24 protein-coding genes and 1 tRNA gene are annotated in these 23,607 nt (G+C 67.0%); 9 read left to right on the top strand and 16 right to left on the bottom strand.

Features of this window, described 5'->3' with window-relative positions; genetic code table 11:
• Positions 1 to 243: 243 nt before the first annotated feature.
• Together GQ674_RS03290 and GQ674_RS03285 are read right to left on the bottom strand one after the other, a co-directional pair.
• A complete protein-coding gene (locus GQ674_RS03290) occupies positions 244 to 2,193 on the bottom strand; it encodes an alpha/beta fold hydrolase (RefSeq protein ID WP_159495940.1) in 1,950 nt (649 codons plus the stop codon).
• Positions 2,190 to 3,167, bottom strand: coding sequence for a DUF4105 domain-containing protein (locus GQ674_RS03285; protein ID WP_159499198.1), 978 nt, complete (start codon positions 3,165 to 3,167; stop codon positions 2,190 to 2,192). The genes GQ674_RS03290 and GQ674_RS03285 overlap by 4 nt, the downstream gene beginning before the upstream one ends.
• Before the next feature lie 164 nt (positions 3,168 to 3,331).
• On the opposite strand from GQ674_RS03285, the gene GQ674_RS03280 reads away from it, so the two are divergent.
• Complete coding sequence (locus tag GQ674_RS03280; RefSeq protein ID WP_159495939.1) at positions 3,332 to 3,745, top strand: GFA family protein; 414 nt, start codon at positions 3,332 to 3,334, stop codon at positions 3,743 to 3,745.
• Between the two features lie 282 nt (positions 3,746 to 4,027).
• Positions 4,028 to 4,174: a TonB-dependent receptor gene (locus GQ674_RS03275; RefSeq protein ID WP_236546173.1), complete on the top strand. Its 147-nt coding sequence runs from the start codon at positions 4,028 to 4,030 to the stop codon at positions 4,172 to 4,174.
• On the opposite strand, the gene GQ674_RS03270 is transcribed toward GQ674_RS03275, so the two are convergent.
• Positions 4,158 to 5,681 carry an MFS transporter gene (locus GQ674_RS03270; RefSeq protein WP_159495938.1) on the bottom strand — a complete coding sequence of 508 codons (1,524 nt, stop codon included), beginning with the start codon at positions 5,679 to 5,681 and terminating at the stop codon, positions 4,158 to 4,160. The two genes, GQ674_RS03275 and GQ674_RS03270, sit on opposite strands and share 17 nt — an antisense overlap.
• 106 nt (positions 5,682 to 5,787) lie before the next feature.
• Between GQ674_RS03270 and GQ674_RS03265 the strand changes: the two genes are divergently transcribed.
• The 4 genes from GQ674_RS03265 to GQ674_RS03250 are packed head-to-tail and all read left to right on the top strand — an operon-like array spanning position 5,788 to position 8,925.
• Positions 5,788 to 6,711: a LysR family transcriptional regulator gene (locus tag GQ674_RS03265; protein WP_159495937.1), complete on the top strand. Its 924-nt coding sequence runs from the start codon at positions 5,788 to 5,790 to the stop codon at positions 6,709 to 6,711.
• A gap of 58 nt (positions 6,712 to 6,769) precedes the next feature.
• Complete coding sequence (locus tag GQ674_RS03260; protein WP_159495936.1) at positions 6,770 to 7,906, top strand: PepSY-associated TM helix domain-containing protein; 1,137 nt, start codon at positions 6,770 to 6,772, stop codon at positions 7,904 to 7,906.
• The gene (locus tag GQ674_RS03255) at positions 7,903 to 8,085 is read left to right on the top strand and encodes a hypothetical protein (RefSeq protein ID WP_159495935.1); all 183 of its coding nucleotides are present in this window, start codon (positions 7,903 to 7,905) and stop codon (positions 8,083 to 8,085) included. Before GQ674_RS03260 ends, GQ674_RS03255 begins: the two co-directional genes overlap by 4 nt.
• Positions 8,086 to 8,115: 30 nt before the next feature.
• Entirely contained in the window at positions 8,116 to 8,925 is an 810-nt protein-coding gene (locus GQ674_RS03250; RefSeq protein ID WP_159495934.1) for a hypothetical protein, read from the top strand.
• Between the two features lie 66 nt (positions 8,926 to 8,991).
• Here the strand turns inward: GQ674_RS03250 and GQ674_RS03245 are convergent, their stop codons facing one another.
• The 3 genes from GQ674_RS03245 to GQ674_RS03235 all read right to left on the bottom strand — a co-directional run bounded on the left by GQ674_RS03245 (position 8,992) and on the right by GQ674_RS03235 (position 12,011).
• Positions 8,992 to 9,870: an SDR family NAD(P)-dependent oxidoreductase gene (locus tag GQ674_RS03245; protein WP_159495933.1), complete on the bottom strand. Its 879-nt coding sequence runs from the start codon at positions 9,868 to 9,870 to the stop codon at positions 8,992 to 8,994.
• A 75-nt stretch (positions 9,871 to 9,945) separates the two neighbouring features.
• The gene (locus tag GQ674_RS03240; protein ID WP_159495932.1) at positions 9,946 to 10,395 is read right to left on the bottom strand and encodes a hypothetical protein; all 450 of its coding nucleotides are present in this window, start codon (positions 10,393 to 10,395) and stop codon (positions 9,946 to 9,948) included.
• Complete coding sequence (locus GQ674_RS03235) at positions 10,392 to 12,011, bottom strand: serine hydrolase domain-containing protein (protein ID WP_236546172.1); 1,620 nt, start codon at positions 12,009 to 12,011, stop codon at positions 10,392 to 10,394. Before GQ674_RS03235 ends, GQ674_RS03240 begins: the two co-directional genes overlap by 4 nt.
• 157 nt (positions 12,012 to 12,168) lie before the next feature.
• Between GQ674_RS03235 and GQ674_RS03230 the strand changes: the two genes are divergently transcribed.
• From GQ674_RS03230 to GQ674_RS03220, 3 genes are all read left to right on the top strand, one after another.
• Complete coding sequence (locus GQ674_RS03230) at positions 12,169 to 13,242, top strand: NucA/NucB deoxyribonuclease domain-containing protein (protein WP_159495931.1); 1,074 nt, start codon at positions 12,169 to 12,171, stop codon at positions 13,240 to 13,242.
• Between the two features lie 176 nt (positions 13,243 to 13,418).
• Entirely contained in the window at positions 13,419 to 14,057 is a 639-nt protein-coding gene (locus GQ674_RS03225) for an SMI1/KNR4 family protein (RefSeq protein WP_159495930.1), read from the top strand.
• 2 nt (positions 14,058 to 14,059) lie between these two features.
• Positions 14,060 to 14,683: an SMI1/KNR4 family protein gene (locus GQ674_RS03220; RefSeq protein ID WP_159495929.1), complete on the top strand. Its 624-nt coding sequence runs from the start codon at positions 14,060 to 14,062 to the stop codon at positions 14,681 to 14,683.
• Between the two features lie 212 nt (positions 14,684 to 14,895).
• Here GQ674_RS03220 and GQ674_RS03215 read toward each other — a convergent pair.
• The 10 genes from GQ674_RS03215 to fabD all read right to left on the bottom strand — a co-directional run bounded on the left by GQ674_RS03215 (position 14,896) and on the right by fabD (position 23,119).
• Positions 14,896 to 14,970: transfer RNA gene (locus GQ674_RS03215), tRNA-Val, on the bottom strand.
• A gap of 65 nt (positions 14,971 to 15,035) precedes the next feature.
• Positions 15,036 to 15,389 (bottom strand): PilZ domain-containing protein, encoded by a 354-nt coding sequence (locus tag GQ674_RS03210; protein WP_038690068.1) that lies wholly within the window; start codon positions 15,387 to 15,389, stop codon positions 15,036 to 15,038.
• Positions 15,386 to 16,345 (bottom strand): DNA polymerase III subunit delta', encoded by a 960-nt coding sequence (locus tag GQ674_RS03205; RefSeq protein ID WP_159495928.1) that lies wholly within the window; start codon positions 16,343 to 16,345, stop codon positions 15,386 to 15,388. The genes GQ674_RS03210 and GQ674_RS03205 overlap by 4 nt, the downstream gene beginning before the upstream one ends.
• On the bottom strand, positions 16,338 to 17,006 hold the full coding sequence (gene tmk / locus GQ674_RS03200) for a dTMP kinase (protein WP_159495927.1): 669 nt from the start codon (positions 17,004 to 17,006) through the stop codon (positions 16,338 to 16,340). Before tmk ends, GQ674_RS03205 begins: the two co-directional genes overlap by 8 nt.
• Complete coding sequence (gene mltG, locus GQ674_RS03195) at positions 17,003 to 18,061, bottom strand: endolytic transglycosylase MltG (RefSeq protein WP_159495926.1); 1,059 nt, start codon at positions 18,059 to 18,061, stop codon at positions 17,003 to 17,005. Before mltG ends, tmk begins: the two co-directional genes overlap by 4 nt.
• Positions 18,062 to 18,127: 66 nt before the next feature.
• The gene (locus GQ674_RS03190) at positions 18,128 to 19,483 is read right to left on the bottom strand and encodes an aminodeoxychorismate synthase component I (RefSeq protein ID WP_159495925.1); all 1,356 of its coding nucleotides are present in this window, start codon (positions 19,481 to 19,483) and stop codon (positions 18,128 to 18,130) included.
• Positions 19,484 to 19,568: 85 nt separating this feature from the next.
• Positions 19,569 to 20,831: a beta-ketoacyl-ACP synthase II gene (gene fabF, locus GQ674_RS03185; protein ID WP_038690078.1), complete on the bottom strand. Its 1,263-nt coding sequence runs from the start codon at positions 20,829 to 20,831 to the stop codon at positions 19,569 to 19,571.
• Between the two features lie 136 nt (positions 20,832 to 20,967).
• A complete protein-coding gene (gene acpP, locus GQ674_RS03180) occupies positions 20,968 to 21,207 on the bottom strand; it encodes an acyl carrier protein (RefSeq protein ID WP_017357544.1) in 240 nt (79 codons plus the stop codon).
• Positions 21,208 to 21,360: 153 nt separating this feature from the next.
• A complete protein-coding gene (gene fabG / locus GQ674_RS03175) occupies positions 21,361 to 22,104 on the bottom strand; it encodes a 3-oxoacyl-ACP reductase FabG (protein WP_159495924.1) in 744 nt (247 codons plus the stop codon).
• Positions 22,105 to 22,174: 70 nt separating this feature from the next.
• Positions 22,175 to 23,119: an ACP S-malonyltransferase gene (fabD, locus tag GQ674_RS03170; RefSeq protein WP_159495923.1), complete on the bottom strand. Its 945-nt coding sequence runs from the start codon at positions 23,117 to 23,119 to the stop codon at positions 22,175 to 22,177.
• Positions 23,120 to 23,607: the final 488 nt, after the last annotated feature.

The following is a 23,607-nucleotide window of genomic DNA, read 5'->3' as shown; positions in this document are numbered from 1 at the left end:
TACCGTAGAGCCGGGCTCTGCCCGGCTGCTTTCCCCATACCGTAGAGCCGGGCTCTGCCCGGCTGCCTTCTTTCACCGCGAAGGGCAGCGGGGCAGAGCCCCGCTCTACGAGCGACCGCACATTGCCGGTCGGCCCGGTTCGACGATGAATGCATATTGCCGATCGATCCATTCGCCGGTGATTGCATATCCCCAACCGCGCCCGCTTTCCGCCGGGCGCGTATCAGCCGGCCGGTCCCCGCTTCACGGGTGCGTGTCGCCCACGTCCTTCAGGTCTTCGCGCAGGATGCGGCGGATTTCCAGCACGGCCTGCGGGGTTTCCTGCACGCTGTGCCCGGAGATGATCACCTTCTCCGACACCGCCCCGTCCAGGTGCGCGCTCCAGTACGGCACCAGTCCATCGTCGGACTGCTGCAGCGGCACGTCGGGTTTGCGCTGGGCGATGATCGAGTGGTACTTCAGCCCCGGCATGATCGGCAACGCGCCGGCCGCCTTCACGAACGGGTCGCTGGCCTTGAGGTTGTCGATGCTGTTGGGAATCTGCAGCTTGGTCGGCTGCGCCGATTGGCTTTCCGACTGCTGCAGGGCCTGGAACACGTCATCGAACTTGCCCAGGATGGTGATCGGCAGGCGCACCAGGCGCCCGATCAGGCGTCCCACGCGGTTGCCGGCGATGTCGGTGCCCTTGTGCGGGGCGGCGATGAAGATCGCGCGTTCCACGTTCGGTTCGGCGTTGAAATGCAGCAGCGGCCCGAGCTTGGCCTGCACCCGCTTCAGGCGCTCGCCCTTGAGGTCGTAGTTGGCCAGCAGGTCGTTCCACAACACGTCACCGGAGGACGTCACCAGCAGTCGGGCCAGCACGCCGCCCATGCTGTGGCCGATGAAGACCATGTTCTTGGACGCCGGGCTGCTGCCGGTCGGGTCGAAGTGCTTGAGCGTGTTGTCGAACGCGGCGTCGATCTCGAAGCGGTTCAACGCGATCGGCGCGTTGGTCGGGTAATACACCTGCCACACCTGGAAGTGCTTGCGCAGCTCCGGATCACCCATGATCTCGTTGGCCACGTTCACCCACGCCTCCGGGCTGCTGCCCAGGCCGTGCAGCATGAAGATGATGCGGCGGTTCGGGTCCCACGGCTGCATCAGGTACATGTGCGGTTCGCCGATGCCTTCGCTCAGGCCAAACAGCGTGCGCAGCGACTGCGTGGCAAACCCAGACTGCGCCAGCCACATGCCGTAGGCGGCGGTGAAGTTGCCGGCCAGCGGCACCTTTTCGCCGTGCAGATCCACGCGTTCGGTGGACTCGGGCGAATACACGTCGAACAACACCTGGGTGGTGTCGAGCACCTGCTGCAGGCTGTCGCCCTTGAAGCGCAGCAGCGCGGTGGCGTTGATCGCCGACATCTCGCTGTACTGCGGAATCTCGGCCTTGGTCCCGTCCGCCGCGGCCGCCAGCTTGGGCGGGTCCATCACCACCACCAGCTCGGCACCGAAGCCATCGCGCCGGTAGGTGCTGCGCAGGCCGGCAAAGCTCACCGACGAGGCCGACACCATGCGGGTGGGAATGCTGGGCATGCGCAGTTCGTCGAAGTCCGAGGTCAGCGTCCAGCGCTCGCCGGCCACCGGGGCGTTGTAGTCCTCGCCCTCCAGCGCACTCTCGCGGGCGCGCTTGAACACCACCGCTGCGGTCTGCTCGGCGGCGTAGTTGTAGTAGTCGCGCACCTGGGTCTGGCGGTCTTCGAAGGCACGGTCCGACGGCGTGCGCCCGCTGAAGAACAGGTAGGCGTAGGCGTAACGCGCCGCTTCCAGCCACGCATCCAGCGCCGCGTCGCTCATCGGGTGCTTGTCACGGTCCTTCGGCTTGGGGCTTAGGCCCAGTGCGGTCTTCACCCACAGCTCCGACAGCGCCGACAGGCGCTGTTCCTCCGGCAGCACGGCGGTGTCTTCCAGCGTCTTCTGGCAGGTGGCCACGTCCTTGGCGCACAGGTCCTCGTCCAGCCCGACCACGCTCAGGGTTTCCTGCGATGCCGCGCTGAGCTTGCCCGAGGTGAGCACGTCGCCACGCTTGTTGGCCAGATAGTCGGTGGGCGCCACCTGCTTCATGGTGACCATGGCGCAGCCGCTGGACAGCAGCAGCGACAACACCACCGCCAGCAGCGGCAGCAGGCGGCGGGAGAAGGTGTGGGGCACGGTCATGGCGCGGTTCCTTGTTGCATGCCCGGCACGCCCTGGCGGATCACCTGCGAGAACGCCGGGTCGTTGCCGGCGGCGCGTGCGCGGTCGGTGATGCGGCCCCGCGCTTTCAGCGTGGCAAAGTCCACGCCGGGGGTGAGCACGCCCAGGTCGCGTGCGTATTCGGCGAAATAGCCCGACACCAACAGCCGGTAGTCCAGCGGCAGGCCGGGAGCGATCTGCTTGGCCAGCTCATAGACAATGGTGGTGCAGTTGCTGGTCAGGGTGTTGTAGAACGCCGGGGCGGCGTCCAGCTTGCGCGCCTCGCCCAGGTAGGACACGAACAGGCCCTTGAGCTGTTCGCCGGTCATGCCCTGCAGGCGGTACAGGTACACGTCTTCGCCCCGCACGTTGCTGCGCACGCGGATGATGTCGGTCTCTTCGGCCGCCACCAGGGTCATTTCGAATTTGCGGAAGAACCCGCCCAGCGCCGAGAACGACTCGCCGCGCTCCTTGCGGATCTCCAGCGAGAACACCAGCTGGCGACCGTCGGCGAAGCCGAAGGAGATCAGCGTGTGGGCGATCATCGGCCCCATCCAGTACGACATCACCAGGTCGGCCGAGCGCAGCTGGTCCAGGTCATAGCTGCGGCGCACCCAGTGCACGTCGTGATCGTCCTCGCTGCGCCAGGTGAAGTTGCGCACGTTGTCGAGGACCACGTGGGTGCCGTCGAATTCGACCACCTTCAGCCGTTGCGCCACGTCGTCGGCCCAGACCCGGTCCTGGCGCGGGGTGAGCAGCAGCCACCAGACGCCGCACAGCACCAGCGCGCCCACGTACACCGCACCGGGCCAACGCCCTGCCCGCGCACGCGCCACGCCCACCGCCGTAGTCAGCGCAAAGCCCGCCCACGCCGCGATGGCAACCCAGCGCAGCCAGCCCGGTCCGGGCAGCTGGTAGGCCAACAGGCCGGTCACCCACAGCGCTGCGACCAGCATCAACAGCGCCAGCCCCCATCGTCCTGCCTTCTTCACGCGTCGGTCCATCGTTGGTTCGGGGGCGCTAGTTAGCCACAACCGATGTGTGGGTTACATGTCCGCGTGTTCAGCTTGGGCCGGCGGCATACTGGCGGCGTCCCCATTGCGCACAGGAGGCGCTTGCGATGCCCGGTATTCATTCCATCGGCGGGGTGCCGATCCAGCGCCACCACATGGCCCGTTGCCACTGCGGCGCGGTGGTCCTGCGCCTGCACCTGCCCGACGGGGTGCTGTCGCCGCGGCGGTGCGACTGCTCGCTTTGCCGGCGCAAGGGCGCCATCGTCGGGTCGGTGAAGCTGGCCGACCTGGAGGTCATCGAAGGCGAGCACGCGCTGCGGCTCTACCAGTTCAACACGCACGTGGCCAAGCACTGGTTCTGCGGGACCTGCGGCATCTACACCCACCACCAGCGGCGCTCATCGCCGGACGAGTACGGCTACAACCTGGGCTGCCTGGACGGCATCAATCCGTATGCGTTGGGCGAGGTGCCGGTCAGCGACGGGGTCAACCACCCCGCCGACCGGCTCCCGGCTCAGTGACTGCGTCGCCGCGTCGGCGCGGCGACCTTCTGCCAAGGTGCCATGGAGCTGCGTCCTGCGCGTGCAGGCCGCTTCAGCAGCAGCCTGCGCTGGGCGGCATCGGGCAACGGCGGCGGCGTCACGGCCTCGCGGGCCGGGCGTGCGGGCCAGAGTCGGTCAAGCAACCACATGGCGTGTCTCCGTGGGGGACGGGGACGTGTCACGTTACCCACGCCCCGGCATAGGCCAGGTGAGGCCGGTACGACAGCCATGTGACGGCCGTGCCGGTCACGTCATCGGCGCGTGTTCGCACAGGTCACCGACTGGACCATGGCGCTGAACATCACCAACCTCACCGACAAGAAATACGTCGCGCCGTGCCGCAACTTCGGCGACTGCTTCACCGGCAACCCGCGCACGGTCACCGGCACGATCAGCTACCGGTTCTGATCGCCGCCGGTGCCGGCGACCGCCCCAGCAGCGCATGCACCAGCAGCCCGCTCCCAGCGGTGAGCACGGCCAGCCCGCGCAGCAGCGCCACCAGCGCCTCGCTGCTGGCCTGCTGCAGCGCCTGCGGCGGCAGGCCCGGCAGGAGTGCGGTGGCCTGCGCCAGCGACCCGGTGGCCAGGTAGGCGCCGGCCCGCGCCAGCGTGGCGGCCGGCAACCCGCTGTCCACCGCCAACCGCTGCGCCACCAGCATCGCCAGCAACGCAGTGACCGCAGCCAGCGCGATGCCCTCGCCGGCCACCCGCACCGTGCCGAAGATCCCCGCGGCCATGCCCGCGCGCTGCACCGGCACCACGCTCACCGACAACCCATCCATCAGCCCCCACGGCAGCGCGGTGCCCGCGCCGATCAGCAGCAGCGCCGGCCACCACTGCGCAGCCGGTGCGTGCAGCACCTGGCGCGACAGCGCATACAACCCCGCCGCGCATACCAGCAGCCCCACCACGCACAACCGCGCCGCGCCCACCTGTCGCGACCAGCCGGCTGCCAGCATCGGCAGCACCAGCATCGGCGCCGACAACGCCAGCATCTGCAGTCCCACCCGGGTCGGTGACTGACCCTGCACCCCGAGCAGGTGCAACGGCAGTACCACCAGCAACACCACATAGCCTAGGCAGGTGGCCACCGGCAGCAACTGCACGCCCAGGAAGCGGCGCTGCGCGAACAGCGACAGATCCAGCAGCGGCGGTCGCGCACGCGCTTCCACCCGCACGAACAGCACCAGCAACAGCAGCGTGGCCAGTGCCGCGCCGATCACCTGTGGCGATCCCACCCCGTGCTCGGCCAGCATCAGCAGCATCACCGTCAGCGCGGCCAGCATCAGGCTGAAGCAGAGCATGCCGGCCACGTCCAGGCGCGCCGGCGGGCCGCGGCTCTCGTCCAGGTGGCGCAAGGCCAGCACCCAGCCAGCAAGCGCCAGCACCCCACCACTGGCAAACACCGCGCGCCAGCCCAGCGTCTGCAGCAGCAGGCCGGCCAACAGCGGCCCCAGCGCCAGCCCCACCCCGAACATCGTGCCCATCAGCGCGAACACGCGCGTACGCGCGTGGCCGTGGAAACGCTGCGCCAACGCCGCACTGCCCGACGCCAACGCGGCGGCGGCAGCCACACCCTGCACGCCGCGCGCCAGATCCAGCGCGCGCAGGTCCGCCGCCAGGCACACCGCCAACGTTGCCAGCACGAATCCCGCGCTGCCGCACAGGAACAGCCGGCGGCGACCGAACCGGTCGGCCAGCCCCCCGGCGGCCAGCAACAGGCTGCCGAAGCTGAGCATGAAGGCGTTGGTGACCCACGCCAGCGCGCTCGGCGCGCCTTGGAAACGGCCGGCCAGCGCCGGCACCGCCACCGCACCGGCCGAGAAGGACAACGGCAGCGCGAGCGCCACCAGGCACACCGCCAGCACGCCCCAGCGCGGATCGCGGCGCAGGTCATCAGGGGACAACAAAGACATGGGGGATCCAGACAACAAGGAAGATTGACGATACAGCGGCGTCTATCCAGCAAAAACGCCCGCGTTGGCATTTGATTACGGACCTTTGTTCCGTAATCATCGCCCCATGGATTCGCTGACCGCCCTGCTCGCCTTCGTCCGCACCGCCGAAACCGCCAGCTTCGTCGGGGCTGCCCGCAGCCTCGGCCTGTCGCCTTCCACGGTTGGCAAGCGCATTGCACGCCTGGAGCAGCAGCTGGGCGTGCGCCTGTTCCAGCGCACCACGCGGCGGGTACACCTCACCGAAGAAGGCGAGCTGCTGCTGCAGCGCTGCCGACGCGCGTTGGATGAGCTGTCCGAGGTACAAGCCGACCTGGCCCAGCGCCAGCAGTCGCCCCGCGGCCTGCTGCGGGTGGGGCTGCCCACCATCGGCTACCGCTTCCTGCTGCCGCTGTTGCCGCTGTTCCGGCAACGCTACCCGGACGTGCAGCTGGAGCTGGACTTCAACGACCGCCTGGTCGATGTGGTCAGCGAAGGGCTGGACGTGGTGATCCGCAGCGGTGAACTTGCCGACTCCAGCCTGATGGCGCGCCGCCTGGGACCGTTCCACTTCGTGCTGTGCGCCGCGCCGACGCACCTGCACGCGCACGAAGAGCCGGCCACGCTGGCGCAGCTGGCAACGCATCCAGCGGTGCGCTTCCGCTACCCCACCACGGGCAAGCTGCAGCCGTGGTTGCTGCCCGGGCACGATGGCGATGCAGGTGCCGCGCTGGCCACGGTGATGACCTGCAACAACATGGAAGCCCTGCTCGCCGCTGCCATCGGCGGGCTGGGCGTGGCGTGGATGCCCGACTTCCTGGCCGCTGACGCGCTGGCCGACGGCCGGCTGCAGGCGCTGCTGCCCGAGCAACCACGGCAGCCCGGCCAGTTCTCACTGCTGTGGCCGGGCACACGGCAGCCCAGCGCGCGCCTGCGGGTGTTCATCGACTTCATGGCCGAGCACCTGTTCAGCGCCGCACCGTCGCCGCCTGCTGCACCCGCGCGGCGCTGACCGCTTCGGCCGCATCACGTACCATCGCCCGCATCCCTGCCTGCCCTGCGCCAGCCGAATGCAACGATCCACCCTCAACGCCTGGTTCCTCGTGCACAAGTGGACCAGCCTGGTCTGTACCGTGTTCCTGCTGCTGTTGTGCCTGACCGGCCTGCCGCTGGTATTCGGCGAAGAGATCGCCCACCTGGCCGAGCCGCACGTGGACGCACCGGCCACCGATGCCGCCGCGCGCGATCTGGATGCACAGGTGCGCACCGCGCTGGCGCAGTACCCGGGCAACGTGCCGCTGTTCGTCGGCTGGGACCCGGACGCGCCCACCGTGTACGTCAACACCGGTGCACGCGCCGACACCCCACCGCCGCAGATGCAGACCGCGCTGCTGCATGCGATCAGCGGCGAGGTGCTGCCGGCCGCGCAGTTCAACGAAGGGGTGATGTACTTCCTGTACCGCCTGCACACCGACCTGTTCCTGGGCCTTCCCGGCATGCTGTTCATGGGCGTGATGGGCCTGCTCTTCGCCGTGGCGATCATCTCCGGCCTGGTGCTCTACGGCCCGTTCATGCGCAAGCAGCCGTTCGGCACCCTGCGTACCGGGCGCAGCCGTCGGCTGGCCTGGTTGGACCTGCACAACGTACTGGGCGTCGTCACCCTGGGCTGGGCGCTGGTGGTGGGTATCACCGGCGCGATCAATACCGTCGCCAAGCCGCTCGAACAGGCGTGGCAAGGCGAGCAGCTGGGCGAATTCGCCGCACGCTACGCCGGCCAGCCACGCCCCACCACGCTGGCCTCGCTGCAGGCGGCGGTGGACACCGCGCGCGCTGCGGAACCGGGCATGCGCCCGGCCTTCGTCAGCTTCCCCGGCACCGGCTACAGCGGCAACCACCACTATGGCGTGTTCATGCAGGGCAACAGCGCACTCACCGAACGCCTGTACCGCCCGGTGCTGATCGACGCGCAGACCGGCGCACTCACCGCGCAGCCGCAGCTGCCGCTCTACATGAGCGTGCTGCTGCTCAGCCAGCCGCTGCACTTCGGTGATTACGGCAAGCTGCCATTGAAGATCCTGTGGGCGCTGCTGGACCTGCTCACCATTGGCGTGCTCATCAGCGGCCTGTACCTGTGGTTCAAGCGCGGCAGCACCGCGCAACGGGTGACCGAACTCGAACGCGCCGCGCGTACCGGAGCACCCGAATGAGCCGATCTTCCGCCGCACCGCGCAGCCCGTTCGTCGCCCCGGCCTGGATCGCCGCAGCCAGCCTGCTGGGGCTGGTCAGCGCGTTGCTCGGCGATGGCATCTTCGATGTGGTGTCGTGGCTGATCTTCGTCGGTCTGGTGGCGCTGGCTGTGCGCGCCTGGGTCAAACGCACCCGCTAAACTGTCCGGCCTGCACACCGAGCGACCACCGTGACCATTACCCACCGCAACGTGCTCAACCACCTGGCCGGCGGCGAACTGGTAGAGGCGATCGAATCTGACGTGAAGCGCTGCGCGTTGTGGGCGCGTCTTTCCCCCGACAAGGCTGCGCGTGAACCGGCCGAGATCGGCGCGGAGGTCATTGCCACCCTGATGCTGCGCTGGCAGTGCATCCTGGACAGCGACGACAGCATCACCACCCCGCTGTACCGCCACACCACCGCACTGGCGCTGGCCACCGCACTGCACCAGCAGGGCTTCCACGCACCTGCGTTGACCACTCGCGCCCTCGCCGCGATCACTGCGCTCAACGACGCGGTGGCCCTGAGCGATCACTTCCACCGCAAGAGCGGCCAGATCCGTGCGCTGCTGCAGAGCGCGCCGCTGATGCCCGCGCGCCGTCCGCCTCACAAGAAATCACTCACGCTGTGGCGCGCCGGCGACGTGGCCTCGGTGCAGGTGGACGACCACTTCCACGCCATGTACGTACTGGACGTCGCCCACGGCGCACCGATCGTCGAGTTCTACGACTACCTCGAGCGTCAGCCGCCCACGATGGAAACACTGCGCGCACTGCGTGCGCGTGGCACGCCAACGTCGGACGAGGACAGCTATCTGGATCGGCACGCCCTGTTCGGGCTGGTCTACCAGCCCGATCCCGCGCACCAGTTCGTGCTGCTCGCCAGTGCGGTGGACGGGCCGGACAATCAGCACCTGCAGCGACACGACGGCCTGTACGTCGTCAGCGATGTGTTCCGCCTCACCCAGGACCTGCGTGCGCGGAACCCCGCGCAACAGTAACAATCGTCACGGCCGTGCCCGGAAAGCCGCACAGTGCTGGCGGAATCGCGCTGCTGCGGACGGCCGTCAGCGCGGTTCCGCCACCGTCGGTGCAATGGCCGGCCACTGCCCGGCGATGTCCTCGATGCTGCCGGCACGCACCGCACGCAGATCGCGCGGATACGCTACGCCGTCGGCCTCGGTGCTGCGCGTGGCGTGGAACTGGCCATTGCTGGCCCGCAGGATCCAGCCGCCGTCCACGCACATACGGGACACCAGGAACGCCACGCCCGGGGCCACCGCATCCGGATGCAGCTCGTCCGGCTCGCCTTCCACGCCCCACATGCGGGTCTTGGCCACCGGCGACACCGCGTTGACCACGATGCCGTGCGCTGCGCCTTCGGCGGCCAGCACGTTGACGATGCCCACCGCCGCCAGCTTGGCCGCCGCATAGGCAGCCAGCCCCTTCTGCACATACTGCGGGTACAACGCACGGTCGGACGTGGTGAGTACGATGCGGCCATGGCGATTGGCCTGCATCGACGACCACGCGGCCTCGGCCAGCCACAGCGGCGTCTTGGCAGCGAGCGTCATCATGCGGTCGAAGTGGTCGTCATCCAGCGCCTCGATCGGCTGGTACTCCACCCACCCGGCGTTGTGGATGATGAAATCCAGCCGCCCGTGACGCTGCAGGATGCCGGCGACCAGGGCCTGGCAGTCGGCGCGGGTGTCGATGCTGCCGTGTGCCGCATGCACGCCCAGCCCGCCCTCGCGCAGCAGCGCGACCGTGCGGGCAATCCGCTGCGGGTCGTTGCCCGTGCCGTCCAGCCCGGCACCCACGTCGTGCATCACCACCTGTGCGCCGCGCTGGGCCAGCAGGCGGCTATAGGCCAGACCCAGTCCACTGGCCGCGCCGGTCACCAGGCCCACCTGGCCGTCGAAGGAAACGGGATTCGATGTCGTCATCCGCACAGCATCGGGCAGCGACGGGGTGCGCCGCCAATACCTGTTGCGTGCCGTAGCGATACGCTGCGCGTATCGTCAGCGCTGGCGCGTGTCTGGTCCGGGCGGCCTGCGCTGAAGACGGTACGTCGTGTAGGCAATGGCCAGCCATAGCAGCAGGTAGAGCAGCAGCAGGCCGGTGCCCACCGACAGCACTTCGTTGACCTTGGTCCGGGCCACCAGCCGCCAGGTATCCACGCCCGCGGTGCCAAGGCCAATGAGTAATACGCTCACGCCCACGAACGTACCCAGCCACCGCACCCAGGCATGCCGGCGGACCAGCAGCAAGGGCAGCAACACCACCAGGGTGGCTGCGAGCAGCAGCAGCGTCATGCCGGTGAGCAGGCCGGTGAAATCCGACGCCAGCGCCGGCAGCGGCAGGAAGGCCAATGCCCCGGCGTACAACCGCGCGAAGTAGCTGCCCAGGCAGGGCCCAGCGGCGTGTGCGCTGATCCTGCCAGCACCCCTGGCCGGCCCACGCACGTTCACAGTGGAAGCCGGTTGGCCACGAAATTGACCACGTTGCCCATCGCCTCCGGGTCCACGTTGCTCAACCCCACCAGCACATAGCCCTGCTCGGGAAGCACGTAGAACACCGCGTTTGCGCCGGGTGCCCCGCCCTCGTGCCCATACAGACGCTCCCTTCCCTGGCCACGCACCATGAAGCCATAGCCATACCAGGCCATGGTGTTCTGCGGCGCGGTGGCTGTCGCCAGGACGGCGGGGGGCAGAAGCTTTCCCGTACGCAGTGCCTCGCCGAACTTCAGCAGGTCGCCCACGGTGCTGTAGCCACCGCCCGCGGAAGTGCCGCGCCAGGGCAGCGACGCCGTTTCCAGCGTCCATTTTCCATCCACGCGGGTATACGCGTTCGCCCTTGCCGGGACCGGTGTCGACTCCGGCAGCGATCCGGTCCCGGCCATGCCCGCAACCCGGTAGATGTGGGTATCCACATAGTCGTAGTAAGACTGGCCCGACACCGCCTCGATCACCGAGCCCAGCAGAATGTAGGCGTAGTTCGAGTACTGGTCCTTGCTGCCCGGCGGGAAGGCCAGCGGCTCGTCGGCGAACACCGCCCAATAGTCGTGCAGGGTGCGCAGCGCAGCGGCATTGCTGCTGGCCTTCTCGCCGAAGATGTCGCCGAGCCCACTGGTGTGGTTCAGCAGCTGGCGCAGCGTGACTGCGTCGGCCACCGCACGGTTCGGATAGGTGGGCAGGTGCTTGCCAAGGGAATCATCGAGGGTCAGCTTGCCCGCCTGCTCCAGTTGCAGGATGGCCACGGCAGTGAACATCTTGTTCAACGAGGCCAGGCGGAACCGGGTGTCAGCGGACACGGCCAGCACACGCTCGCGGTCTTCCCGCCCACCCTGCCACTGCATCCGCACCTCGCCGTTTCTGGCAACGAGGAAGGCACCGGCAACCTCGTCCGATGCCTGCAGTGCGTCAAGGCGGGCCTTCGCCTCGGCCAGCAGGGTAGCTTCAGGCAGGCGCTTGGGTGCGAACCGGGGCGGCGTTTCCGCGCCCTCGAACTGGAGCGCGGTCGCGCCGGATGTCGGGTCGACGGACGCGGTGACCAGCATCGCGCGGTCATTCACCGACGGCAGCACCAGTACCTTCGCAGTGCCAGCGGTGCCGGGCCTGGCCTCGAGTACCTGCAGGGCACCGGTGTCCTTGCGGAATTCGAGATCGGCCACACGATTGGGACGCATGCCGTACTTCTCACGTACCGCGTGCAGCGCATCGCCATCGGCGTCGTTGAAGGCGGCCAGCCACGCCGCGAGGGCCTGCTGGGCCGTGTCCTGTTGCGGCTCAGGCGGGTTGGCATGGGCCGCCAGTGAGACCAGCAGCAGGGCTGCAATTCCGACAATCATGAACCGCCGCATGCATTCCACCTCGTCCGTTTGGAGAATGTCCAACGCGCCGGGCCAGGTGCGTGGCCGGGACACTATCGGATAGATGGCGGCCTGTTTCAACGAGAGCGCGGGACGTGGCAGCTCGGCCTTGGCATGCAGGTCACTACCGCCGATTCTGATTGGAACGCGCATGAAGCGGCTGATCGCGACACGCGCTGACACTGACGGATCGTCATGCCGCCGTGCAGCCCACACACTTTCGAGCTGCCAAGCGTGCAGTGCGGCACAGGCGCCGCCGACGGAGCGTCACGCTTCGCGCCCGCAGTGCAGTTTCCCTACATCGAATGGCCTTGAGCAGGCGTAACACCGGGATACCGGATGCATCCACGCATCCAACCTCCAGGAGCAGTACATGAAGCTCACCCCGTTGGCCTTGGCCTTTGCGTTGTTCGCGTTGCCCGCCTTTGCGCAGGATGAAGAAGGTTGCCCCACCGATGCGGAGATGGTCGCCAGCATGACGCTGGACGAACTGCGGCAGTACGAGCACAGCCTGCAGAATCCGGAGATGTCGTTCGAAGAAGCCTGCAAGGATGCGACGGACAAGGATGAGGAAGAAGCGACTGGTTCGCGGAAGCACTACTGCGTAAAACGGGTCGCGAAGTACTCCTCACACAACCCGGAAACGGGTGAGGAAGAAGTGGCAAACGTGACGATGTATGACTATGTGTCTGTCCCGCAAAGTCGTACCGCATGGACGCACCGCGTCCGCGTCGAGTTTGAAGCCATACAAGGCAACGCAATGGCCGGGCTGATCGTAGCCCCCGATCTATACTGCGGCAGTTGCACTGAGAAGCAGCAGTTCGAGCCACAAACGCTGAGTGGACCAGGAATCTACGAATTCTCCGCAGCGCTTCGCTTCGATACGGACGATGGCAAGACCAGTCAGAACACACAGCTTGTTTTGACACGATTCAACGTCGACCAGACGCCAATACAAATGGTCGCGCCGCAATTACGCTGCGACACGCTGTCCAAGAAGCGAACATCTGGGTGCAGATTCCTGGAGTATCCCGCAGTGTTTGACGTCAGCCTTTCCGACTCGGAAACGGATGAGTCGGCAACGCACATCAAAGTCGCGCAGGAGATTCTTCCTGGCATGATAGGACGCTGGCATGTAGATCCTGCGCGCCGCGGTGCGGCATTGACCCGCACGAGAGATGACAAGATCAACAATGCCAATCGAAATGCATCGGGAACACTGTGCAGGAAGCGATTTCCGGAGGGCTACGAGGCAGGTCTCAACTGCGACGAGTACCCCTTCGCATCTACCAACCAAGGCGCTTCTTTGGTCCCGGAAACCTCAATGTCCGTCAAGTACATTCTTGGCGCGGACAACCAGAAGGTTGGCAATCGACTAGGAGGGTTCCTGTGCACGGAAGCGAGGGTGCTCGACGGAGAGGAGTTCTGGGTGAGGGTAGTGGAGTAGTAGAAGTGCAGATCGGAAATGCCAGGCCAACTGTAGCTGGCAGACGGAGCTTATGTTCTGGCCTGCCATGATCTCAGCAAAGTGTACATGCCAGGAAGAAAGCCACGTGTCCGCCTCAACATCTCAAGGTACGAGCGCGACAGAACTCCCTTGAACTGCCAAGGATCGAGAAGTCCATGAACGAACAAGACTGGCGCCGCCTCCTCACCGATCTCAATCAAGCATGTCTCACCAGCATCCCGTACATCGTGGCGAACCCTCCCCCTGAGTTGGGGATGCAGCAGTTTGTCGACCGGCACTCAAACAGCGCAATGGCCCAGGTTGCGATTTCTGCGATGGCCGGGCACGCTACCTGGCTTGGTATGCCGCCTGCAACGCAGGTGCAGATCACATCCGCCGAACAGCGGCTGGGCGTCACGCTGCCCTCTACCTACACCGCATTTCTTCGCGTTTCGAACGGCTTTCTCATGCCAGGCCAATCAACAAGCTCGATCCTGCCTGTAGAACTGATCGCGCACCTCGGCGACGACCATGCAGACGTAGCACGGTTCTACCGAGAGACATTGGACACATGGCCAGCTGAAGTGGACGACTACGTCCAGAATCGCCTTGAGGGAACGATCCAGCTTTCGGGCCCACCCAATCACCGCCCCGAATTCGTCCTTCTTGACCCACAGGAAAAGTCACCAAAGGGAGAGGTGGAGGTGGTGAAACTCGTTCATGAGGGCGCGGAATACATCGATGGTTTTGAGCAGTTCATGGAGCTCCAGCTCTTCTCAGTGAATTACGGCCTTCGCCTGTACCAGGAAAAATAGACATGAGCGCCTTGTGGAAAGAGCTTCTTGTGGAGCTCAATGCAGTGGGACTGGCGTGCATTGAACGCGGCAGGGATGATGGCATTGAGTACCTTGGCCTGGAGCCGTTCATCAACGGTTTTCCAGACGCCCCTCTAGCGGTGCTTGCATCAAAGGTTGGTCGTGAAGAACTGACATGGCTGGGTCAGAAGGGCGCAACACCCCAACAGATCGCTGACGCTGAAGAGCGACTTGGATTTAGGTTCCCTGACAGCTACCGGGAGTTCCTCTTGGAGTCGAACGGCTTTCTAGTTCCTGGAACTTACTGTTGCGTCCTGCTTCCCGTGGAGCTGGTCCGAAAGTTCGGGGACGACAATGCGCAGATCGTTGCGATGTGGGCGAATGCGCACGCCAAGGACCCGCTACTTGATATCGAGGATGTGACCTATCGCATGGGCGACGCCATCCAGGTAACTGCTGAGCCTTCGGACTATGACTGGTTCGTCCTGTTCGACCCGATCAATGCGAGCCCCAAAGGCGAGCCATGGACGGTCATGTACAGCCGCCAGGGATATGACTGTGAGGAGACTTTTTTGGATCTCATCCAGGAGCTCGTCAGCTCTTACCAAGCAAGCTTTCGCAGATGAAAGACACACAACTGTGACCCATGAGGCGGCGTTGGTGATCGACTCATCCACCTAAACCTGGCGTTCGCTTCTGATCGAACTTTGCAACTGAGTTGCGGGCGTAACCCAGCCTAACAGCCCTCATCAGAGAGCGGCCGTGTCACCGCATCGGGCCGTGAGAACCCACGCCAACAAAAAAGCCCCCGTTTCCGGAGGCTTTTTCGACTGAATCGTGGTGGGCGGTGCAGGGTTCGAACCTGCGACCCTTGCCGTGTGAAGGCAATGCTCTACCGCTGAGCTAACCGCCCGATGCTGCTGAGCCGCTCATTATAGGGCGGCAATTTTCGGCGTCAACGGTTTCGCCGAAATTTCTTCACATCGTGTGCGTGGGCTTGTCCGAGGTCAGGATGCCGGCCAGCAGCGTCTCGATCTTGTTGCGCACGTTCTCGCCCTCGGCCCCTTCTGCCAGCTGCACGCCGATGCCGGCCGCGCGGTTGCCCTGAGCGCCGGCGGGGGTCACCCAGATCACCTTGCCGGCCACCGGCAGGCGCTCGCTGGAGTCCGGCAGGGTCAGCAGCAGGAACACCTCGTCGCCCAGGAAGTAGCGCTTGGGGGTGGGGACGAAGACGCCGCCGTTCTTCACGAACGGCATGTACGCGCTGTACAGCGCGGCCTTGTCCTTGACCGCCAGCGACAGGATGCCCTGGCGGGCGTTGGTGGCACTCATGCTCTATTCCCCTTTGCTTGCCGCTCGTTGACCTTGTTCCAGGCCAACAACAATTCCACCACCGCAAGGTCGGCGCGCACGGTGGTGCGCAGCAGATCGCGGGTACGGTTGGCGGCGTCGAACCACGCCGCCAGCTTGTGCAATCGGTCCGGATCGGTCAAGCCACCCGTGCTGGCCTGGGCCAGCGCCAGGTCGGCGGCGTGGCGCAGGCGCAGCGCCGCGTTGTCGTCCGCGGTCCAGCGCTGGGCCAGCTCCACCGCGCCGGCGCGACCGGCCACCAGCGCCTCCAGGTCCGTGGCGACCTGCTTGCGCAGCGCCAGGCCATCCTCGCGCAGCCAGTCGTCGGCCTGCCCGGGGTGGCCGCGCGCGGCGTCCAGTGCCTCTTCGGCGCTGCGCGGGCTGTGGCCCTGGGTCTTCAGCCACGCCAGTGCCTCCTCACGCGGGGGCAGCTTGAACTCCAGCCGCTGGCAGCGGCTGCGCACCGTCGCCGGCAGACGCGCCGGGTCGCTGCTGATCAGCCACAGGTAGCGGCCCGGCTGCGGCTCTTCCAGGGTCTTGAGCAGCGCGTTGCAGGCCGCGCGGTTGATCGCATCAGCCGGGTCGACGATCACCACCTGGGCGATGCCGTACTGCGGGGTCAGCGCCAGCTTCTGGGAGATCTCGCGGACCTGCTCGATCACGATCTCGGTACGCAGCTTGTCGCCGGACTTGTTGGGAACGAACGAGATCAGCTGAAGGTCCGGGTGGGTGCCGGCGGCGATCAGCTGCGCGCTGCGCTGGGCAGCGGCCGGTTCACCGCGGCACAGGATGTGCTGGGCCATGCGCAGCGCCACGGCGCGCTTGCCCAGCCCGGCCGGGCCGCAGATGAGCAGGCCGTGGCCCAGGCGCCCGGCATCCAGCGCGGCCACGGTCTGGTCATAGGCGCGCTGCTGCCACGGGGAAAAGGTGTCACTCATGGGCAGGCTCCCGTGCCAGCCAGGCATCTAGCGCCGCCACCACCGAAGCGGAGACGCCGGCCTGGTCCTGGCTGGCGTCGATCAGGCGGAAACGGGCGGGGTCGGCGCTGGCGCGCTGGCGGAATACCGCGCGCACGCGCTGGAAGAAATCGTCCTGCTCGCTCTCGATGCGGTCCGGCCACAGATCGCGGCCATTGGCGCGGGCGCGGCCGATGGCCACGTCCACATCCAGCAGCAGGGTCAGCCCGGGCAGCAGGCCCACGGCGCGGCGCTCGAGGTCGGCGATCCAGGCCGGGTCCAGGCCACGGCCGCCGCCCTGGTAGGCGTAGCTGGAATCGGTGAAGCGGTCGCTGACGACGTAGCAGCCGCGGCGCAGCGCTGGCTCGATCACCTGGCGCACGTGCTGGGCCCGCGCGGCGAACACCAGCAGCAGTTCGGCCTCGGCCGACAGCGGCTCGGCGGCGATCTCCGCATCGGGGGTAAGCACCAGCGCGCGGATGCGCTCGGCCAGCGGCGTGCCGCCGGGCTCGCGGGTCAACAGCACCTCGTGGCCACGTGCGTGCAGGGCCTCGCGGATGGCATTGATGGCGGTCGTCTTGCCCGCGCCTTCGCCGCCTTCCAGGCTGACCAAACGCGGGTGGCGCAGCAGCGATGCGGTCATTGCGGCGCCGCCTGGCTGCGCTGCTGGCGCAGCTGCTGCAGGTAGCGCGCCACGGCGGCGTTGTGGTCGGTGTAGTTGGCCGAGAACACATGCGCGCCGCTGCCGTCGCCCACTGCCACGAAGTACAGCGCATCGCCGGCGGCCGGTTGCGCGGCGGCCTGCAGGGCGTCGCGGCCCGGCATGGCGATCGGAGTCGGGGTCAGGCCGGCCCGGGTGTAGGTGTTGTACGGCGTATCGGTGGTGAGGTCGCGCTTGCGGATGTTGCCGTCATAGCTGCTGCCGATGCCGTAGATCACGGTCGGGTCGGTCTGCAGGCGCATGCCGATCTTCAGCCGGCGCATGAATACGCCAGCGATCTGCGGCCGCTCGCTGGGCAGCGCGGTTTCCTTCTCGATGATCGAGGCCAAGGTCAGCAGTTCGTAGGGCGAGTTCAGCGGCAGGTCGTCGGCGCGGCTGTCCCACGCTGCGGTCATTTCCTTCTCCATCGCGGCGTGCGCGCGCTTGAGCACGTCCACGTCGCTGTCGCCGCGCTGGTACACGTAGGTTTCGGGCAGGAAGCGGCCTTCCGGGTGTTCGCCGGGGAAGCCGATGGCCTTCATCAGGGCATCATCGTCGAGGCTGTCGGTGGTGTGCGCCAGCGGGTCGGCGCGCTTGAGCGCGGCCCGGACCTGCCGGATGTTCCAGCCTTCCACGATGGTCACCCGGTGCTGCAGCACGCGGCCCTGGCGCATGCGCAGCAGCAGCTCGCGCGGGGTCAGGCTGGGGTCCAGCGCGTATTCACCCACCTTGAGCTTGCCAGCCGCATCCAGCTGGCGCGCCAGCAGCTGCCACTGGGTGTCGCTGCCTTCGTCCACGCCGGCCGCACGCAGCTTGCCGAGCACCGTGTTCAGGCCGTCGCCGGAGGCGATCACCATGCTGGGCTGGTCCGGGGTCAACGGCGCATCGGCGAAGCCGCGCTGGCTATGCCAGAACCATGCCCCTGCACCGGCCAGCAGCAATGCCCCCAACAGCAGCACCGCCAGCACGGCCAGACATCCCCGTTTCGCACCCGCCATGGTCACCTCGAATGGTTTTCGCCGCCGCGCAGCATACCGCGCGACCGCTGCACACGCCCAAACGGCTCAGTCATGCCGGCCCAGCGCACGCATCAGGCCACGCGCCTTGGCGCGGGTTTCGTCCAGTTCCTTGTCCGGGTCCGAATCGACCACGATGCCGGCACCGGTGCGGAAGGTGGCACTGGCGTCGGCCACTTCGGCCGTGCGGATCAGGATGTTGAGGTCCAGGTCGCCGTCGCGGTTGAGCCAGCCGAACGCGCCGGTATAGGCACCACGCGCGGTCTGTTCCAGCTCGGCGATGATCTGCATGCAGCGCACCTTCGGGCAGCCGGTGATGGTGCCGCCCGGGAAGGTGGCGGCGATCACCTGGCCGGGGCTCACGCCCGCGCGCAGGCGGCCACGCACGTTGCTCACGATGTGGTGCACGTGGGCGTAGCTTTCCACCGTCATCAGCTCGTCGACCTCGACGCTGCCGGGCGTGCAGATGCGGCCCAAATCATTGCGCTCCAGGTCGATCAGCATCACGTGCTCGGCGCGCTCCTTGGGGTGGCCGACCAGCTCCTGGATGCGCGCGGCGTCATCGTCACCGGCAAAGCGCGGGCGGGTACCGGCGATCGGCCGGGTCTGCACCTCATCGCCATGCACCGACACCAGCCGCTCCGGCGAGGAACTGACCACCGCCCTGCCCTGCGCCATGAACAGCCCGGCAAACGGCGCCGGGTTGGCCACGCGCAACTGCGCGTACAGCGCCTGCGGCGACAGCGTGCTGGCGAACCGGGCATTCCAGCGCCGCGACAGGTTCACCTGGAACACATCGCCGGCGCGGAGGTAATCGATCACCTTGCCCACGCCGTCGGTGAAGCGTGCGGGCCCATCCTCGCCCACCTCGGCCGGCGGCTGCCAGGCCGGCAGCGGCGGCAACGCACGCGCGGCGTCCAGGTCGGCCAACAGGGTCTGCAGCAGTGCGGCGTGGTCGGTTTCGCACACAGCGTGGTACTGGCCCAGCACGCGGTCGTGCAGCACCGCTGCAGGGCATCGCAGGGCCAGGGCGGCGGGCAGCCCGTCGGCGCGCGCGGGCAGCTGCAGCACCGTCTCGATCTGCCCGGCCAGTTCGTAATCCAGCATCAGCGCCCAGCCGCCGCGGAACGGCAGCTGGATCTCCTCGCGGGGTTGGCGCAGCGCCGCCCACTGCGCGTCCAGCACGTCCAGGAAGCTGCCCGGATGGGCAACACCTTCGGCATCGCGCACGACGCCGTCCGCGTGCAGCGCGAGCGCCTGCCCGTTGCCCATCAGCAGCAGGTCCCAGCGACCCTGCGCGGTGCCCGAGGCGGTGGACTCCATCAGCAGCGGATAGCGCGACGGCGCCACGCGCTGCAGCGCGAGCAGGTCGGTGGTGGCGGGCAGCGGATGGGTCAGCAGCATGGCGGGGAACCGGAAGGTGCGGGAGGGCCAGATACACCAAGGCCGCCAAGATGGCGGCCCGGGTGCGGGTACGGCTGCGCGGCGATCAGACGCGCTTGAACACCAGCGTGCCGTTGGTGCCGCCGAAGCCGAAGCCGTTGGACATCACCACGTCGACCTTGGCCTGGCGTGCTTCATTGGGCACGTAATCCAGGTCGCAGCCTTCGCCCGGCTGGTGCAGGTTGATGGTCGGCGGAATCACGTTGTCGCGCAGTGCCAGCACCGAGAAGATCGCTTCGACGCCGCCAGCGGCACCGAGCAGGTGGCCGGTCATCGACTTGGTCGAGCTGACCATCATCTTGTAGGCGTGGTCACCGAAAGCGGCCTTCATGGCCATGGTCTCGCCGAGGTCGCCCAGCGGGGTCGAGGTGCCATGCGCGTTGAGGTAGCCGATCTGCTCCGGGGTCACACCGGCGTCCTTCATGGCCATGACCATGCAGCGCGCGGCGCCTTCGCCGTTCTCGCTCGGCGCGGTCATGTGGTAGGCGTCGGAGCTGGCGCCGAAACCGGCCAGTTCGCAGTAGATCTTCGCACCACGGGCCTTGGCGTGTTCGTACTCTTCCAGGATCAGGATGCCGGCACCGTCGCCGAGCACGAAGCCGTCACGGTCCTTGTCCCACGGCCGCGAGGCCGCTTCGGGATCATCGTTGCGGGTGCTCATGGCCTTCATCGCGCAGAAGCCACCGAGGGCGGTCGGCGAGGAGCCACGTTCGGCACCACCGGCCACCATCACGTCCGCATCGCCGTACTGGATCATGCGCATGGCGGTGCCGATGGAATGGTTCGAGGTGGCGCAGGCCGACACCGCCGAGAACGACGGGCCCTTCAGGCCGCTGATGATGCTCAGCTGGCCGGGCAACATGTTGATGATGGTCTTGGGCACGTAGAAGGGCGAGATCTTCTTGCCCTCATGGAAATCGATGGTCTGCTCTTCGATGCCGAGCAGGCCGCCGATGCCGGCGCCGACGATCGCGCCGATGCGCTCGGCATTGGCGTCGGTGATCTCCAGGCCGGAATCGTGCAGGGCCATGAACGCTGCGCCCAAGCCGTAATGGATGAACGGGTCCATCTTCTTGGCATCCTTGCCGCTGACCCGGTACGTGCCGAACAGTGCGTTGTCGGCCGTGATGTCAAATCCCTTGACCTCACCTGCGATTTTGGTGGTGAACCGTTCCAGGTAGCTGTCGGCAACGTTGGTCAGCGCAGCGATGCCCGAACGGCCTTCGCTGATGCCCTTCCAACTGGTGTCCAGATCATTGCCAAGGGGCGAGACCATGCCCATGCCGGTGACGACGACGCGACGCTTCATTGCTGATTCTCCTGGCCCGTGGTTCACGGGTATGACGCGGTGTAACGCTCAAATGCACAGGGCCGCAAGTGCGGCCCCATGGGATTGCCGCGCGCGGCCGGGGCGGGTGCCACCGCCGCGCGCAAGCCGCCTGACATCAAGCCTTGACGTGGGCGTTGATGTAGTCGATTGCAGCCTGGACGGTGCTGATCTTCTCGGCTTCTTCGTCCGGGATTTCGCACTCGAACTCTTCTTCCAGCGCCATCACCAGTTCAACGGTGTCCAGCGAGTCAGCGCCCAGGTCATCGACGAACGATGCGCTGTTGGTGACTTCTTCTTCCTTGACGCCAAGCTGTTCGACGACGATTTTCTTGACGCGTTCTTCGATGGTGCTCATTGGATATCGCTCCAGATGGAGTAGTGGTTCAAAAATGACGCCATCCGATGTCGGATGACCGTGGGATAGTGTAGTGGAAACCGACGATGCCTTGCATTGCTGCAAAACATCTTTCAGATCAACCACTTGCGGCGCGATCCGTGCGCCACATGCTTACGGCATGTACATGCCGCCGTTCACATGGAGGGTTTCGCCGGTGATGTAGCTGGCCGAGGGACCGGCCAGGAACGCCACCGCGTTGGCGATGTCGGACGGTTCACCCAGGCGTTCCAGGGCGATCGTCTTGACCAGGCCGGCGCGCTGTTCTTCCGGCAGGGCCTTGGTCATGTCGGTGTCGATGAAGCCGGGAGCGACCACATTGACGGTGATGCCGCGCGAGCCGATTTCCTTGGCCAGCGACTTGGAGAAGGCAATGATGCCGGCCTTGGCGGCGGCATAGTTGGCCTGGCCGGCATTGCCGGTCACGCCGATCACCGAGGCGATGTTGATGATGCGCCCCTTGCGGGCCTTCATCATGCCGCGGATGACCGCCTTGGAGGTGCGGAACACGCTGGTCAGGTTGGTGTCGAGAATGGCCTGCCAGTCCTCGTCCTTCATGCGCAGCAGCAGGTTGTCGCGGGTGATGCCGGCGTTGTTGACCAGGATGCTGATGGCGCCAAACTCCTTGGCGATCCCGTCCAGCACGGCCTCCAGCGCGGCGGCGTCGGTGACGTTCAGTGCGCGGCCGTGGCCACCCACAGCGGCCAGGCGTTCGCCGATGGCGGCGGCACCGGCGTCGGTGGTGGCGGTGCCGATGACGGTCGCGCCCTGCGCGGCCAGTGCGTCGGCAATGGCGGCGCCGATGCCACGGCTGGCGCCGGTCACCAGTGCGATTTCACCCTGAAGGGGCTTGCTCATCTGTAGTTCCTCGAACGGGACCGGTCCACGCGCCAGGCCGGGGCCGGGCGACGCGAAGCCAGTCAAAGGATCAGGCGGCCCAGCTTTCGCGGGCTGCCTCGAAATCGGCGGGCGTGGACAGTGTGCGCGCGTCCAGCGATTTGTCGATGCGCTTGATCAATCCGGTCAGGACCTTGCCCGGGCCGCACTCGGCAACGCGGGTGACGCCACGGGCGGCCAGCGCCTGCACGCACCCGGTCCACTGGACGGGCAGGTAGAGCTGCTGGACCAGGGCCTGGGCGATGGCGTCGACGCCGTCGTGGATGCGGGCGTCGACGTTCTGCACGACCGGCAGCGCGGGGGCGCGCCAGTCCAGGCCGGCCATGGTTTCGGCCAGGCGGTTGGCGGCTTCGCGCATGAGCGGGGTGTGCGAGGGGACGCTGACGGCGAGCTTGACGGCCTTGCGCACGCCCTTTTCGGCGAGCAGGGCCAGGGCACGGTCGACGGCGGCGGCGTCGCCACCGATGACGATCTGGCCGGGCGAGTTGTAGTTGGCGGGCACGACGACCTGGCTGCCGGCGGCCTGTTCGCAGACCTCTTGGACCAGGGCGTCTTCGGCGCCGAGGACGGCGGCCATGGCGCCGACGCCGGCGGGGGCGGCTTCCTGCATGAGCTGGCCACGCAGGCGCACCAGGTGGGCACCGTCGCGCAGGGTCAGGGCGCCGGCGGCAACGAGCGCGGTGTACTCGCCCAGGCTGTGGCCGGCCAGCACGGCAGGCGTGGCGCCACCGAGGGCATTCCAGACGCGCCAGACGCCGATGCTGGCGGCCAGCAGGGCGGGCTGGGTGAATTCGGTGCGGTTGAGCATTTCCTCGGGGCCGCCCTGCGACAGCGCCCACAGGTCGACACCGGCGCCATCGGAGGCCTCGGTGAAGGCCTCGCGGACCTGCGGGTGCAGCTCGGCCAGTTCGGCGAGCATGCCCAGCGACTGCGAGCCCTGGCCGGGGAACACGAATGCGAGATTGGAATCGGTCACGCGGTCATCCGCCTGCAAAAATCGAACGGCGAATGATAAGGGGGAATACCGCCCTCCGTCTGTACTGACGCGTATGTGGCGGGGCCGCTTTCGATTGCAAGCATGGAGCCAGAGCAGTCCGTCACTGTCTTGGAGAGGGCTGGGGTGGGTTTGAGAGGTGCCGAGCTTCGCTCGGCACTACCCTCCCCTCACCCATACGGGCAGGCTGCTCTGCTGAGGCTCAGCAACGCCGAGACGAAGTGCCGTTGATTGCCCATGCCCGCCCGGAATCTGTCGGGGGTCGGCGTGGGTGGGTTGGCGGGACCGTTGGGCGTCATGGATGGCGCCCACGAGCCTCCAAGGGTGAGAGCGCATTGCTTGCGAGGCACTGCCTCGCAAGCGCTCGAACGCCCAGCCGCCAGCGGCTGGGCCGGACCGCGGAGCGGGATTCACGGCGTGTCCCGCCAACCCATCCACGCCGACCCGGCCCAACCCAAGCGAGCAATAAC

Source organism: Stenotrophomonas sp. 364 (genome assembly GCF_009832905.1).
In the GTDB taxonomy this organism is placed as follows: domain Bacteria; phylum Pseudomonadota; class Gammaproteobacteria; order Xanthomonadales; family Xanthomonadaceae; genus Stenotrophomonas; species Stenotrophomonas maltophilia_AP.
This window is presented reverse-complemented; position numbering and strand designations above follow the sequence as displayed.